The organism is Streptomyces pinistramenti, from assembly GCF_020564935.1.
Classification (GTDB): domain Bacteria; phylum Actinomycetota; class Actinomycetes; order Streptomycetales; family Streptomycetaceae; genus Streptomyces; species Streptomyces pinistramenti.
The window spans coordinates 130,051-144,216 of the sequence record NZ_JAJCXB010000010.1; the positions used below are offsets into that span (position 1 = coordinate 130,051).

The window sequence follows — 14,166 nt, forward strand, 5'->3', positions numbered from 1 at the left end:
CGGTGCTCACGGATCCGCGCCCCACGGCGTTCCGCAGCGGCTACGGCTGCTGGAAACCGGCCTTCCGGAGGATCTTCTGCGCCTCGGGGGTGCCCAGCCAGGTCACGAACGCGGCGGCGTCCTTGGAGTGCTTCGAGGTCTTGAGGGTCGCCGCCGGATAGTCGGCGACGGCGTTCTGCGCGTCGGGGATGTCGATCGCGTCGACCTTGCCGGGCGCCGTGGCGGCGTCGGTCTTGTAGACGATGCCGGCGTCCGCCTCGCCGAGTTCGACCTTGCTCAGCACGGCACGGACGTTGGGCTCCTGGGAGACCGGCTTCACCGCCAGGTGCTGCTTGTCCAGGACCTGCTTGCTGTAGCGGCCGACCGGCACCTCGGGGGCGGCCAGGACGACCTTCAGCTTGCTGCCGGCGAGGTCCTTGAGGCCGCCGATCTTCTTGGGGTTGCCCTCGCCGGTGGCGATGACCAGGCGGTTCTTGGCGATGACGGACGGCTTCCCGGTGTCGGAGCGCAGCCCGTCCATGGTCTTGGTGTCGGCGGTGACCAGCGCGTCGGCGGGGGCGCCCTGCTTGACCTGCGCGGCCAGTTCCTGCGAGCCGGCGAAGGAGAAGTGCACCTTGGTACCGGGGTGTTCCTTCTCGTACGCGGCGCCCGCGGTCTTGAAGACGTCGGTGAGCGAGGCCGCGGCGAGCACCGTGAGGTCGGTGGCGGCGCCGTCCTGCGCGCTCTTGTCGCCGCCCTTGTCGCTGCCGCAGGCGGCGAGCGGGACGAGGAGGGCGGCGGTGACGAGTGCGGCGGCGGCGCGGCGGCCGGTGACGACGTGAGGCATGTGCGGGACTCCTTGGGACGCGGGGCGACCGGGTCGCCCGAGCGGATGGGGACAAGCCGCGCCGGGGACGGCGACGCCGCTGGGAAGAGACGTCCGGAGCGCCGGGCGCCGCCGGAGGCGTGCCGGAGCGCGGCGGCGGCTCGCACCGGGTGACCGGGCGCTCAGGTGCGATCGATGTGCACGTTGGTGGACTTGACGCGGGCGGTGGCCTGCATGCCGACCTCCAGGCCAAGCTCCTCGACCGCTTCCCTGGTCAGCAGGGAGACCAGGCGGTGCGGTCCCGCCTGGATCTCCACCTGGGCCGCGACGTCGCCGAGGGTGACGGCGGTGACGATGCCGGGGAAGGCGTTGCGCACCGAGGTGTACGGGGCGTCCTCCTCGCCGGCGCCGGCCTGCCCGACCTCGATGGAGAAGGCGGCCAGATCCCGGCCGTCGATCAGCCGGCGGCCGCTGTCGTCGCGGTGCGTGGCGACCTTGCCGGCGTCCGCCCAGCGGCGTGCGGTGTCCGGGCTGACGCCCAGCAGCCGCGCCGCCTGGCCAATCGTGTAGGACTGCATGTGCGACAAGATATGCAGGTCAGGCTGGCATGTGCAATCCCTTCAGGCGAAGCTCCATGGCAGACGCCGACCCGCTTGGAGGAACGCATCACACGGCGTCCGCGACCGCCCTCACGGCCGCGAAGCGGCCGCGCTCACGCCACGTCAGCTCCCCCTGCGCACCCGCCGACCACAGCCGTCCCGACCGGCGCACCGTGCAGAAAAACACCACCGCAGGCCCGGGCCCGATGGAGGAACACCCAAGAGCTTTTCACCACGATCAGCTGGCATTTACGATGCCTGGACGCGTATTTGCCTCGTGAATGTGAGATGCCGGTTGCCCTTGTCCGGCAGCCGCCCAAGGAGCCGCTCCATGCACGTCGACGACCTCCTCCAGCTCGACGACCTCGACCTGACCCTGCTGTGGGGCGATGAGCCGCTGCTCGCACGGGAGGTGAGCGGGGTGACCGCCACCGGCCTGGAGCCCCCGGAGACGCTCCCGCGAGACGGCGAGCTGGTGGTCAGCGGGCTGGGATGGTGGACACCTGGCGAGGGTGGGGCGAAGGCGGACCGCTTCGTGGCGGCGCTGCGCTCCGCGGGGGCGGCCGCGCTGCTGACGGGCGAGGAAACGCACGGCGCGGTGCCGCAGGACCTCGTCGCGGCCTGCCGCACCCACCGCGTCCCCCTGTTCTCGGTACCCGCACACACCACGTTCCGGGCCGTCACGGAAGCGGTGCGTCGGCACCGGAGGAACGCCCCGGGCCTGCCCCCCACCGATCCGCACGCGCTGCCCGAGAACGTCCGCACCGAACTGGATCTGCTGCTCGCCCGCGGCGCGGGGCCCGACGAGCTGCTGGACCGCGCGTTCGCGCACCTGGACGGGCCGGCCTGCATGCTGCTGACCGCCACCGGCAGAACGCTCGCCCGCACACCGTCCGCGCCGCGGCTGCCGGCCCCGAGGGCGGCCCGTGAACTGCGCGGCGCCACCGGGACCAGCCTGCGGATCGAGGCGGATTCCGGTCCGTACGACAGCTGGTTCCTGCGGCTGCCGGACGCGGACGAGACGCCGTCCCGGGCGCTGCACGAGGTGGCCGATGTCCTGGCGCGCCACCGGCAGGCCGTGGACCGCCGCGCCGCGGCCGGCCGCCGGGCCGCGGACGAGTGGGTCGCGCTGGCGGCCGCGCCGTCGGTCGACAGCGCGGCGGTGGCGTCGGCGGTGCACGCCTGCGGGCTGCCGTCGGACGGTCCGTACCGGGTGGTGGTGGCGGCTTTCGGCGCCGACGATGCGGTGCACGGCGGGGAGAGCGAGCCGGTGGCGGGCGCGCTGGCCGAGGCGCTGGCGCACGCTCCCGGCACGCCGTCCGCGGTCGGCCGGCTGCCAGGAGGCGAGGCCGTCGCCCTGGTCGCGACCGGCGCGGGCGACACGGTGCGGGCCACGCTCGGGGACCTGTGGCCGGTGCTGCGCGCCTGCGCTCCGGACCGCGTGCTGCGGGCGGGTGTCAGTGGCCCCGTCCGCACCGCCGAACTCACCGGCACCGCGCTGGAACAGGCCCGCTACGCCCTCGCCGCGGCCCGCCAGGACGCCCCCAGGGGCTCCCGGGTGACCGCGGTCGAGGACCTGACGAGTCTGGCGTCGCTGCTGGCGGGGGTGCCGCGCTCGGTACGCACCGCCTTCAGCCGTACGGTGCTGGGCCCGCTGGCCGAAGGCGCGGGCGCCTCGCACCGCATGCTGCTGGAGACGCTGGAGGTCTTCCTCGCCCGGCACGGCTCCTGGGCCCGCACCGCCGAGGCGCTGCATCTGCACGTGAACACCGTGCATTACCGCATCCAGCGCATCGAGATGCTCACCGGGCGCGATCTGTCGCGCCTGGATCACAAACTGGACCTGCGGGCGGCGCTGCTGTGCCGGTAAGGGGGTGGCGGCAGGGGCAGACGGCGCCGCCATCGGCCCGCCGTGTCAGCCCCGCCCGCCCGGCAGGTCGACGTGTACCTGTGTCGACTTGATCCGGGCGGTCACCGTCACCCCGACCTCGATGCCCAGTTCCTCGGCCGCCTCCCTGCTGACCAGCGAGACCAGCCGGTGCGGTCCCGACTGGACCTCGACCTGCGCGAGCACGTCGTCGAAGGTGACGGCCGTGACGATGCCGGCGAACGCGTTCCGTACCGAGGTGCGGACCTCATCCGGCACCTGATGCGGCCCGGCCGCCCGGTCCTTGGCGAACCCGGCCAGGCTCACGCCGTCGATGACGCGGTTGCCCGTACCGTCGCGCTCCATCCGCAGCTGCCCGCCGTCGGCCCAGCGGCGCACGGTCTCCGGGCTCACGCCGAGCAGCGCGGCTGCCCGGCCGATGCTGTAGGTCGGCACGCTCGCACTGTAGGCGCTCGCGCCGGGTCGGCCCGGCGCGGGGCGGGGCTGGACGGCGGCGAGTCCGGCGGGGCCCGTTGGATCGGGGGACAGCGCGCGTCGATCGTGCGGACGGGGCGCAGCGCCCAGAAACGCACGTCCGCCGGGCGGCGGCCAACCATTCACCCTGTCACCGCCGCGTGACAAGGGGGCCGAGCCATTGGGCGGGCGGGCCCCTCCGCGATCCCCACGGATACGGTGCGGGGGGCCATCGGCCATGGTGCGAAGGAAGAGGAAAGGGTGCAAGGCTTGCGTGGGTCAGTTTCCGGTAAGTCCGGGGAGCGGGCGGGGATTTCGCGGCGGATGCTGCTCGGGGCGTCCGCCGCTGCTCTGCTCGCTGCGGGATGCAGCGGGCAAGGGAGTCGCGAAAACGGCAAGGGGACCGGACAGCCGTCGGAATCCGGCAGCAGCGGGCCGATGGCCAACCCCACAGCCCCAAGCGGTGTGTTGGGCGCCAACTTCAATGAAGACCCCAGCGACATGCGCTTCTCGCAGCTGCGTGGGCTCTCCGCGAGCTGGCTGCGCGGCTTCCTGCCCATGCCGGAGGCCGACGAGGGGCTGCCCGCGCGCCAGCGGGCGGTAGCCACTCTGCTCGGTGCGGGCAAACAGGGATACGGCACGGTTCTGTCGCTGAAATTCCCCTACCAGGGCCAAGCGCTCCCCGCGCCGGGCAGCGCCCTCATGGACGCCGAACTTGAGCGTGTGGACAAGGTGGCGCGTGCCGTGATGGGCACGGTGGACATCCTGGTGATCGGCAACGAGCCCTTCCTCGAAAGCCGTCCCGCAGATCGCGACGGTCCCGCCGTCAATGCCTTCTACGAGCACGTGGCCCGGCACCTTGTCGCATACCGAAAGGAACGTTTCGGAGCGCGCTGCAAAACCCGCCTGTACATGGGCGCGCTCAATCATCTGGACGATCCGGGACAACGGACCGCGGCTACCCGGCGCTGGGTGGAGTTCGTCCACGACACGAAGGAGATCGAAGGTGTCGACATCCACCCTCACGTGGTCTCCATCGACGCCGGCCAGAAATATCTGGACTACGTGGTCCCCCATCTCCGCGATGACCAGAAATTCCTCGTGACCGAATTTTCCCTCGTGCTCAACTGGCGTGAGCATCTGCGGGACACGATCCCGGTCCCGTTCGCCATGCGCTACGGCATGGATCCGCACACCCGGGTATGGGAACTGCTCAAGGAGGCCGTCCGGAATCCCTTCCCGCAGGAGAAATGGAATGCCTTTCTCGCGATGAGTCCGTGGTTCAGCGCGAATGCGCACTTTCTCAGGGATCAGGTGCAGAGATTTCGCGATACGGGGAAGCTTGCGGTGGCCACCTACGGTGTGGTGCAGGCTGACGCCATGGTGCGGAACATCGGCCCCGACAAGCAGCCGTGGCTGCTGAACAGCCTGTACGCGAACCGGACCGTCCAAGAACACGGGGATGGAACCACCGGGCGCAATCAGGCGTGGTGCAAGGATTTCCGGGCTCTGCAGCGTCAGCGCGACCATCTGCCGGTCCGGACGGGCGAAACGGCTACGTGATGCGGTGGGTGACGAGGGCGGCGGTGTCCGCCCGGTCGCGGTCGTCGAGGCGGCGTCGGCCTGAGCCTCGTCACCGGCCCACTGTGAAGACCACGTGGATCTTCCCCCGCACTACGTGCATGGAGACTGCGGGAAACCGGCCTCATCAGGGGAAACGGCGTTGTCTGCCGCCCAGTTGTGCCACACTCACGGCCACGCCCGCTCGACGGAGGGCAACGTGACCATGGCTCACTTCTGTGGCCCGTGACAGGCTCCCGGACCCGGAACGGGCGCCCCTTGCCATCCCGTTCGGGCTCCCGGAAGGACCGCACATGGCTGAACCGAGCCGTTCGCCACAGCAGACGCAGACCGCACCCGAAGGCCCAGGCCGTCGCAGAGTGCTCGCCTACCTCCTCGCCGCCCCCACCCTCGCCGTCGGCGTCCGCATAGGCACCGACTCGCTCGACGGGCAGGAGGCCGCGGCTGCCGTCCCGACGCTTCCCCAGCCCGAGGAACTCTTCGACCTCGGCGACCTGCAGAACCTGGCGGCCGCGCCGACGTCGGGCCTGATCACGGTCCAGGTGCACAAGGACGGCACGGCCTCGTTCGCGGTGCCCAGGGCCGAGGTCGGCCAGGGCATGACCACCGCGATTGCCATGATGATCGCCGAGGAGCTGGACCTGCCGCTGGACAAGGTGCGGGTCGCCCTCGCCGACGCCCGCCCCGAGTTGCTGATGAACCAGCTCACCGGCGGCTCCAACTCGATGCGCAGCATGTACCTCCCGGTACGCACCGCGGCGGCCGTCACCCGGCAGCGATTGCTCGCAACTGCCGCCGCACAGTGGGGCGTTGAGGCATCCGAACTGACCGTGACGGAAGGCGTGATCCGGTGCGGTTCCACGCACCGCGCCACGTACGGATCGCTCGCCGAGGCCGCGGCCGCCGTCGGCTCGAAGGTCGTCACGGCCACCGCGCCCCTCAAGTCACGGGACGAGTTCACAGTCCTGGGCACACCCAGGAACCGTATCGACGCGCTGGAGATCGTCACCGGTCGCAAGAAGTTCGGCATGGACCACCATGTCCCCGATGCCAAGCCGACGATGGTGCGCCGGCCACCCACCGTCAACGGCACGGTCGAGGCCGTCCACAACGCCGACGTGGTCAGGCGGATGCCGGGCATCACCGATGTCGCGACGGTCAAGCACGGCGTGGCGGTGCGCGGCGCGACGTTCGGACAGTGCATCGACGCGCTGCGGGCCCTGGAGGTGGCCTGGGGCCCCGGCACCGTGGACGGGGAGTCGGACGACACCGTCCTGCGCAAGCTCAAGGCGGCCGCGCTGCCCATGGTCGTGCCGCCCCTGCTCACCAAGAAGATCGACGCCGAGTTCACCTTCGCGTTCGCCAGCAACAGCCCGCTGGAGCCCGACAACGCGATTGCCGACGTGCGCGCCGACCGTGCCGAGATCTGGGCGAGCCTGAAGGTGCCGATCGTCGCGCAGAGCGAGATCGCCGCCCGCCTCGGGCTGCCCGTGAACGCCGTCACCGTGCATGTGGTGGAGGGCGGCGGCTCGTTCGGGCGGCATCTCTTCCACGACGTGGCCGCCGAAGCCGCCGAGATCTCCCAGAAAATGGGCAAGCCGGTGAAGCTGTCGTGGTCCCGTACCGACAACTTCCGGCATGGCCGCACCCATCCCATGTGCGTCTCGCGGGTGCGCGCGACGTACGCACGGGGAAATGTCCTCAGCTACGAGCAGCGGCACACCAGTGCGCAGACCGACTTCGGTCACGGCCTCGGCGAGATGATCACGTCGACGGCCGCGAAGCTTCCCGTGGCGGGCAATCCGACGTTCGCCGAGACCATCTTCCAGCTGAGCCAGTGCTCGCCCTACCACTTCGGTGTCACCACTCAGCTCCTCAACGAGGTACCGCTGAAGTTCCACACCGGCAGCATGCGGAACATCTACTCGCCGAACGTGGCCTGCGCCCGCGAGCTGGTCGTGGACCAGCTCGCCGCGAAAACGGGCAAGGACCCCGTGGCGTTCCGCCGCGAGTTCCTCCGGGACAAGCGGCTGCGCGTCGTACTGGACAAGGCGGCCGATGAGGGCAGCTGGGGTACGTCGCTGCCCGAGGGTGTCGCGCAGGGCATCGCGCTGCACACGGAGTACCGCGGAGCGGTCGCCACGCTCGTCGAGATCGACTGCCGGCCGGAGACCGTCAACCGGAAGATCGAGCACGGGGTGACCGGGCCGCGCGTCACGAAGGCGCTGATGGTCGTGGACGCGGGCTTCGCCATCAACCCCCGCGGCCTGGAAGCCCAGATGATGGGCGGCCTGAACGACGCCCTCGCCTTGGCGCTCACCTCCAGCCTGCACATCAAGGACGGCATCCCGCTGGAAGGAAGCTGGGACGACTACTTCTACACGCGCCAGTGGAACACCCCGCCCGAACTGCGGGTCGTCGTCATGCCGAGCACCGGCGACAAGCCGTCCGGGGCAGGCGAGTTGGGTGTCGCGCCCGCGTTCGCGGCAATCGCCTGCGCCTACGCGCGCGCCACCGGAACGATGCCGACCAGCTTCCCCATCAACCACGGCAAGCTCGGCTTCGAACCCCTCCCCCTCGAACCGTCCACCCCCCAGTCCCCCACCGACGGTCTCGACCGCGCCTACTGAGGAGCCCTGATCACCTCCATGGCAAGCCACACCTTCAAGCTCAACGGCGAGCGGATCACCGTCGAGGCCGAGGACGACGTACGGCTGTTGTGGGTGCTGCGTGACCTGCTCGGCGTGACAGGCCCCAAGTACGGCTGCGGGCTCGGCGTCTGCCAGGCGTGCACGTCGCACATCAACGGCAAAGCCTTCAACCCGTGTTCGGTCCCCGTCGCCACGATCGCGCAGGACGACGAGATCACCACCATCGAGGGCCTGCCCGGCACGGTCGGCAAGGAACTGCACCCGATGCAGGAAGCCTGGCTCGACCTCGACGTCGCGCAGTGCGGCTACTGCCAGCCGGGCCAGATCATGGCTGCCGTCGCCAAGGTCCGCCAGGCCGCCGACGCCGGGCGGGAGATCAGCGACGCCGACCTGGACGAGATCCGCAACATCTGCCGCTGCGGCACGTACACCCGGATCCGCGAAGCCATCAAGGCGGGCGCGAAGAACATGTGACGGGCTCCCCCGGCTCGCTTGCGCGCGACGGGCATCCGCCCCCGCCCCGCCCCCGGCTGCGAGGCGCTCAGGCCAGCAGGTTGTAGGTGCTCTGCTGGAGCGTCGCCGCGGGTGGGTAGCGGCGGTTGGCGAGGGCGACCAGGGCGGTCGCGGTGGACGGCCGGAAGGCCAGGATCGCCTCCTGGCCGGGGGTGGCGCCGCTGTGGAAGAAGAACGGGCCGTGATCGGACGGGTGCTGGAACCAGCTGAGGCTGTGCGTGTGCTCCCGGTGGCGCCCGTGGCGCAGCAGCGGTTCCCGTACGTAGCGGAGCGCGTCGGCCAGCAGGGGGTGGCGGCCGGGGTCGAGGAGCGCCTCAAGGTAGCTGAGCAGGTCGCCGGGGGTGGCGCGGACGGCGCCGGCCGCGCCCCAGCCGCCGGGCGCGAAGGGCGGGCAGGGCTCGTCCCCGGTGAGGTCGTGGCCGAGGGCGTCACGGTGGTCGTAGGGCGCGGACAGGGTGGTGTCGGCGAGGCCGAGCGGGCCAAGGACGTGGGTGGCCATCAGGTTCGGGAAGGGCGTGCCGGTGGCGTGGGTGAGGGCGGGGCCGAGGAGGGCGACGCCGAAGTTCGAGTAGTGCCAGCGCGTTCCCGGGGTGCTGCGGGGCCGGCAGCGGGCGAAGGCGCCGAGCATCCGCGGCTGGGTCGAGTGCGCGTAGGGATTCGCGTGGAACCTGGCGCGCGGCTGGAGATAGACGCTCCAGGGCAGGCGGGGCAGCCCCGAGGTGTGGGTGGCGAGGTGGAACAGGGTGATGGCGTCCCGTCGCGCGTGCGGCAGGACGGGCGGTGGCAGGAGAGCGGAGAGGCGGTCGCTGAAGCCGAGGACGCGCTGGTGGGCGAGGGTAGCGAGGAGCAGTCCCGTGAAGGTCTTCGTCACCGAACCGATCTCGAAGCGCAGGTCCTCACGGGCGCAGGCGGGGGCGTGCAGCCTCGTGCCGCGCGCCCCGGCGAGGCCGGTTCCTCCCGTGACGATCGTGCGGTGGCCTTCCTGCGACAGGGCCAGGACGACGTCCGGGGCGTCGACGGAATCGACGATGGCGCGCAGGTCAGCCTGCGTGGGGGACGGGGCCGTCATGACGGGGAGCCGTTCAGGGCCGTCAGTGCGCGGGACGTGGCCATGGTCGAGGCGAAGACGGCGACGAGCGTGGGGTGGTACAGCGTGCCGAACTCATCGCCGTCCGCGGACCGGGTGCGCTCCAACGGCATGGCGCCATCGGGTCCTTGGGCCTCCGCGAAGCGCTGCCAGGCGGTGCCGTCGAACGCGGGCGTGGGCAGCATCGCGTCGACGACGAGGAGTTCCCCGAGCAGGTCCCAGTGCTCCTTCTCGCGCCACTCGTCCACCCAGGCGGGCAGCCAGAGCGTCAGGTAGTCGGCGAGGTCGCCGGGGAGCGCATCGAGGCGGGCTCCCCAGTCGGTGAGGTGGAAGACGGTGTGGGTGACCAGGTAGGCGATGTGGTAGTCGACCGTCCACGGCTCCGGGGTCTGCGCGAGCCAGGTCCTGCGGAGGGCGGCGGCCGTCGCGGTGCCGGACGTCAGCTCGGCGCGGGCCTCATGGCGGGTGAGTCCCAGGCGCCGGCTCGGCAGCGTCTCCAGCGCCTGCCAGCTGCGGGTGCTCACCATCAGCCGGGCGTGCCGCTCCACCTCGGGGTGGTGGTAGCCCAGCTCCCGGAAGGCCGTATACACCTCCAGAGGGACGGGCGAGAGCGGCTCGCCGCGCTGCATCCAGGCCAGCAGGCCCCCGCCGTCGAGCACGTCCCGCCAGGCGAAATCGAGGAGCCGCCGCATCTGCGCCGCCTGGCTGGTGCCGGCGACACCTTCGCGGGTCAGGACCCGTCCCATGAGGGCGAGTTCGCCGACCGGCTTGAAGAACTCCTTGACCTCGTCGGCGGAAGCACCACGGTCCGGGGCCCGGAATCCACCCCGGTGTTCTTCCAGCCAGTGCACCGCGCGCGAGCCCACCCGGTGCATCAGGGCCGTGGCACCGGCCCCGCCGGTATCCGCGCCGCCCCCACGGGGCACGCGCTTCGGAGTCTCCCCGGTCATCGTCCGGCCTCCTTGAGCGTAGGGGCGACCGCCCCTGCGGAGGCCGCGGCATGGCTGGTGAGCGCGGCGGCGAAGGCGATGACCAGCGTGGAGTGGTAGCAGGAGCGGAACGCGAGCGGGGAGCCCGCCCTCGGATGCTCCGGGTCCGGTCCGTCGGCCTCCTGCGCGTGCTCCGGTATCGATCCGTCGGGCCGCTGCGCCTCCTGGAGTGCCCGCCACGCGTCGTCGGCACCGGGAAGCGTTCCCGGCGGGGCCAGCACGGCGGCTACGGCCAGCAGTTCGCCGGCCAGGTCCCAGTGGCCCGCCTCCACCGTGCACTCCAGCCAGGCCGGCAGCCACAGCAGGAGGTAGTCGCGGACGGCGGCGGGCAACCGGTGCGGCTCGCTGCCCCAGTTGGTCAGGTGGAACACGTAGTGGGTGGCGTCGTAGCCGGTGTCCGTGGTGTAGGCCCAGGGCTCGGGAAGACCGCCGAGCCAGGTGCGGGCCTGTGCCGCTGCCCGGTCCGTGTGCGGTGTCAGGCCGAGCCGGTGTTCCGCCTGGAGCACGGCCAGCGTGCGGGTGGGCGGGCGCTCGGCGAGCCGCCAGGCGCGGGTGGCGGCGAGGTCCCGCATCTGTGCCTCGAAGGAGTCGTGGTGCCGCCCCGCCTCGGCGAAGACCGCGTACAGCTCCAGGGGGTAGGCGGCGTGGGGTTCGCGGCGCACCAGCGCGGCGAAGACCTCGCCCCGGCCGGTCTCGTGCCAGGCGAAGTCGAACAACTCCTGTGCCCGACGGACCACTTCACCGCTCGTGCCGCTCAGCCGTCCGATGGTGTACGTCAGTTGCGCCAGCTCGCCCAGTGGGCGCACCGTCCAACTGCGGTCGTGGCGCGGGTCGGTGTAATCGTGCGGCAGCCGGAATTCGTCACGGTGCGCGGAGAGCCACCGCAGCGCCCCCTCAGCGACTCCCTCCAGGGCCGCGCCCCTCACCGCTCGCCCCGGGCCAGAGCCTGTGCGGCGCGCACGTGCAGAGCCGCCCGCGCGTCGCCGGCGCCGACCTGGGCGACCAGCGCCAGGCCCGCCGCCAGCCCCAGCGAGGCGGGGGCGCATCCGGCGGCGGCGAGCCAGCGGCCCACCGCCGCCGCCTGCACCCAGTCCTGACGGCGCATGGCGCGGACGAACCCCCGGGAGAGGTCGTCGGCACGGGCGGCCGCGGCCGGGAGCAACGCGGTGGCCGTGGGGCCTGCGAGGGAGGCGAGTTGGGCGAAGCGGTGGGTGATCTGCTGCCAGCTGCCGTCCACGGCCCAGGCGACCTCGGGTTCGGCGGCGGCGACCGCGGCCGGTGCTCCCCCGGGGCCCGCCCGGTGCAGCGCCGCCGTCAGCCCCCAGTGGGTCCAGGTGCTGGGCACGGACGAGGTGTCGGGCGGGAAGGCACGGGCCGCCCCGCCGGCGAGCGCCAGGTCCCCCTGCGATACCGGCATCCCCAGGAACGCCCACGGCGCCAGCACGTCCGCCCCCAGCACCCGGGCCGCCGCCAGGGCGACGGGATCGTCCGCATGGGTGATCAGGGAAGCGGAGAGGTCGAAGGGGTTGCCCCCGCCGTTGTGCAAGGCGGAGGCAACCGTGTGGGCGATGCGCTGAACGGTTTCGTGTACCGCTGAGCCGTTCCGCCCCGTCGTTGTCACGTCGCGTTCTACTTCTTCGGCTTCGGACGCGGCGTGGGCGGGGACAGCAGCCCCTCGCCTCCACCGAGGAGCGCTCCCAGGCACTCGGCAGTGTCGTGGAACGTGCCGTCCGCCTCGGTGGGGCTCAGCAGCGCTTCGACCTCCTCCACCAGCTCGTCTGTGGGTGCGGTCACGCCGGCACGGGTTTTCGTGGGCAGCATGTGATCAGCCTCCTGTCACGATTTCAGCCCTTGTGTGGCTGATTCAGGTTAGGCACAGAGCCAAGACCCCCGCATGTCGGTACGGGGGCAACACCGGGACGGGACCGGGGTGGCAGGGGTGCGGCAGGGGCGACCGGGGCGGCACCCGAGTCGGCCCGTGTGCGATGGCGGCCGGTCGGCCGCATCGCGGCGGGACCGGATCCCGACAGTCAACTTCACCTCGTTTGACGGCAGTTGGTGCGAAACGGCCGCCTGCACCCTTGGCCATGCATACGCGAGGCCGCTGCGGCACAGCTCGCCGACAACCTATGACCAAAGCTCTCCCGCCGGGTGCCACGACTGGATCCGGGTGCCACAACTGGCCTCATTCACACGTCCGGCCCGCCCCGGCTTGCACAACACCCCGGTGGGCCGCGCCGACGGCCTCACCCGGGTATTCGTACCCACAGCAGACTCCGCACGGAATGACTCCAAGCAGCACATCCAGGACGGCGGCTGGCCGCAGCACCCGTGCGCGTCTCCGAGCACCGCTCCCCTTCCGCCGGGCACCCACCCCGCCCCCGGATCAGACCGACACCTCCACCACCCCGAGGCCCAGCTCATCCTCCCCCAACGACCGGAAATGCCGGTCGACTTCGGCGTCCGTGACATCCTCCAGCCGCGCCGGTGACCAGTGCGGAGTGCGGTCCTTGTCGACGATCCGGGCGCGGATGCCCTCGACCAGGTCGGCCGAGCCGAGCGCGACCGAGGCGACGCGGTAGTCCTGGTCGAGCACCCGCTCCAGCGAGCCGAGCCGCCGGGCCCCGCGCACAGCGGCGAGGGTGACCTTCAAGGAGGTGGGCGAGTGCTCCAGCATCGTCTGCGCGGCATGCTTGGCCGCCGGCTCGCCGCTCTGTTCCAGCCGGTCGACGATCTCCTCGACGGTGTCGGCCGCGTAGCAGGAGTCGATCCAGCCGCGGTGGGCGGCCAGTTCGGCCTCCGGTGCCGCCTCCGCGTGACGGCGTACGGCATCCGGCACGTCCGTGACGGCGAGGTCGGCGGCGAATTCCGGGAGCCGGGCGGCGGGCACCAGGTGGTCGGCGAGCCCGCACAGCAGCGCGTCCCCGGCCGTCATCGAGGCGCCGGTCAGCGCAAGATGGGTGCCCAGCTCTCCCGGCGCACCGGCCAGCAGATGGAGGCCGCCGACGTCCGGTACGAAGCCGATGGCGGTCTCCGGCATGGCGATCCGCGAGCGTTCGGTGACGATCCGCACGCCGCCGTGCGCCGATACGCCGACGCCGCCGCCCATCACGATGCCGTCCATCAGGGCGACGTACGGCTTGGAGTAGCGGGCGGTACGGGCGTTGAGGCGGTACTCGTCGCGCCAGAAGGCCAGGGAGGCGGCGCCGTCGCCGTCGCGCGCGTCGTCATGAATGGCGCGGATGTCGCCACCGGCGCACAACCCCCGCTCGCCGGAACCGCTGAGCACCACGGTCGCCACCTCGCGGTCCTGCTCCCACGCGGTCAACGCGTCGTCGAGGAGCCGCACCATGCGGTGGGTGAGGGAGTTCAGGGCGCGCGGCCGGTTGAGGGTGAGGTACCCGGCGTGGCCTTCGGTGCGCAGCAGTACGGAGTCGTCGGCGGTCATCGGACGGCTCCGGTGCGGGGCGGGGCGGTGGCTGGCATGGCTCGAATCGGTCCTTCCCGTTCTGCTGCGCCCGCGGTCCGCGAACGGCCTCGGCCTCCCTGGCCCAGACGCCCCCAGTCCATCAGACGGGTCTGACACCCGTACCGGCGCGG

Annotated in this window: 13 protein-coding genes; 4 read left to right on the forward strand and 9 right to left on the reverse strand. The window is 71.9% G+C overall.

Going from position 1 to position 14,166, the window contains the following annotated elements; translation table 11 throughout:
* Window positions 1–40: 40 nt before the first annotated feature.
* Both modA and LIU39_RS10320 read right to left on the reverse strand, forming a co-directional pair.
* Window positions 41–826 (reverse strand): molybdate ABC transporter substrate-binding protein, encoded by a 786-nt coding sequence (gene modA / locus LIU39_RS10315; protein WP_227046326.1) that lies wholly within the window; start codon window positions 824–826, stop codon window positions 41–43.
* Between the two features lie 161 nt (window positions 827–987).
* Window positions 988–1,383 carry a TOBE domain-containing protein gene (locus tag LIU39_RS10320; protein WP_227046327.1) on the reverse strand — a complete coding sequence of 132 codons (396 nt, stop codon included), beginning with the start codon at window positions 1,381–1,383 and terminating at the stop codon, window positions 988–990.
* Between the two features lie 352 nt (window positions 1,384–1,735).
* Here LIU39_RS10320 and LIU39_RS10325 point away from each other — a divergent pair, with 352 nt between their 5' ends.
* The gene (locus tag LIU39_RS10325) at window positions 1,736–3,274 is read left to right on the forward strand and encodes a helix-turn-helix domain-containing protein (protein WP_227046328.1); all 1,539 of its coding nucleotides are present in this window, start codon (window positions 1,736–1,738) and stop codon (window positions 3,272–3,274) included.
* Between the two features lie 45 nt (window positions 3,275–3,319).
* On the opposite strand, the gene LIU39_RS10330 is transcribed toward LIU39_RS10325, so the two are convergent.
* The gene (locus tag LIU39_RS10330; protein WP_227046329.1) at window positions 3,320–3,727 is read right to left on the reverse strand and encodes a TOBE domain-containing protein; all 408 of its coding nucleotides are present in this window, start codon (window positions 3,725–3,727) and stop codon (window positions 3,320–3,322) included.
* 342 nt (window positions 3,728–4,069) lie between these two features.
* Between LIU39_RS10330 and LIU39_RS10335 the strand changes: the two genes are divergently transcribed.
* The 3 genes from LIU39_RS10335 to LIU39_RS10345 all read left to right on the forward strand — a co-directional run bounded on the left by LIU39_RS10335 (window position 4,070) and on the right by LIU39_RS10345 (window position 8,451).
* Window positions 4,070–5,308, forward strand: coding sequence for a hypothetical protein (locus tag LIU39_RS10335; protein ID WP_227046330.1), 1,239 nt, complete (start codon window positions 4,070–4,072; stop codon window positions 5,306–5,308).
* Between the two features lie 311 nt (window positions 5,309–5,619).
* On the forward strand, window positions 5,620–7,956 hold the full coding sequence (locus tag LIU39_RS10340) for a molybdopterin cofactor-binding domain-containing protein (protein WP_227046331.1): 2,337 nt from the start codon (window positions 5,620–5,622) through the stop codon (window positions 7,954–7,956).
* An 18-nt stretch (window positions 7,957–7,974) separates the two neighbouring features.
* Window positions 7,975–8,451, forward strand: a complete 477-nt coding sequence (locus LIU39_RS10345) for a (2Fe-2S)-binding protein (protein WP_227046332.1) — start codon at window positions 7,975–7,977, stop codon at window positions 8,449–8,451.
* Between the two features lie 67 nt (window positions 8,452–8,518).
* Here LIU39_RS10345 and LIU39_RS10350 read toward each other — a convergent pair whose 3' ends face one another.
* The 6 genes from LIU39_RS10350 to LIU39_RS10375 form a co-directional block, all read right to left on the reverse strand.
* On the reverse strand, window positions 8,519–9,559 hold the full coding sequence (locus LIU39_RS10350) for a serine hydrolase domain-containing protein (RefSeq protein WP_227046333.1): 1,041 nt from the start codon (window positions 9,557–9,559) through the stop codon (window positions 8,519–8,521).
* Window positions 9,556–10,452 (reverse strand): DUF6895 family protein, encoded by an 897-nt coding sequence (locus tag LIU39_RS10355; protein ID WP_227046374.1) that lies wholly within the window; start codon window positions 10,450–10,452, stop codon window positions 9,556–9,558. The genes LIU39_RS10350 and LIU39_RS10355 overlap by 4 nt, the downstream gene beginning before the upstream one ends.
* Before the next feature lie 71 nt (window positions 10,453–10,523).
* The gene (locus LIU39_RS10360; protein WP_227046334.1) at window positions 10,524–11,492 is read right to left on the reverse strand and encodes a DUF6895 family protein; all 969 of its coding nucleotides are present in this window, start codon (window positions 11,490–11,492) and stop codon (window positions 10,524–10,526) included.
* Entirely contained in the window at window positions 11,489–12,187 is a 699-nt protein-coding gene (locus tag LIU39_RS10365) for a hypothetical protein (RefSeq protein WP_227046335.1), read from the reverse strand. The genes LIU39_RS10360 and LIU39_RS10365 overlap by 4 nt, the downstream gene beginning before the upstream one ends.
* Window positions 12,188–12,195: 8 nt before the next feature.
* Complete coding sequence (locus LIU39_RS10370) at window positions 12,196–12,387, reverse strand: hypothetical protein (protein ID WP_227046336.1); 192 nt, start codon at window positions 12,385–12,387, stop codon at window positions 12,196–12,198.
* 565 nt (window positions 12,388–12,952) lie between these two features.
* Window positions 12,953–14,014 (reverse strand): enoyl-CoA hydratase/isomerase family protein, encoded by a 1,062-nt coding sequence (locus tag LIU39_RS10375; protein WP_227046337.1) that lies wholly within the window; start codon window positions 14,012–14,014, stop codon window positions 12,953–12,955.
* Between the last annotated feature and the right edge of the window lie 152 nt (window positions 14,015–14,166).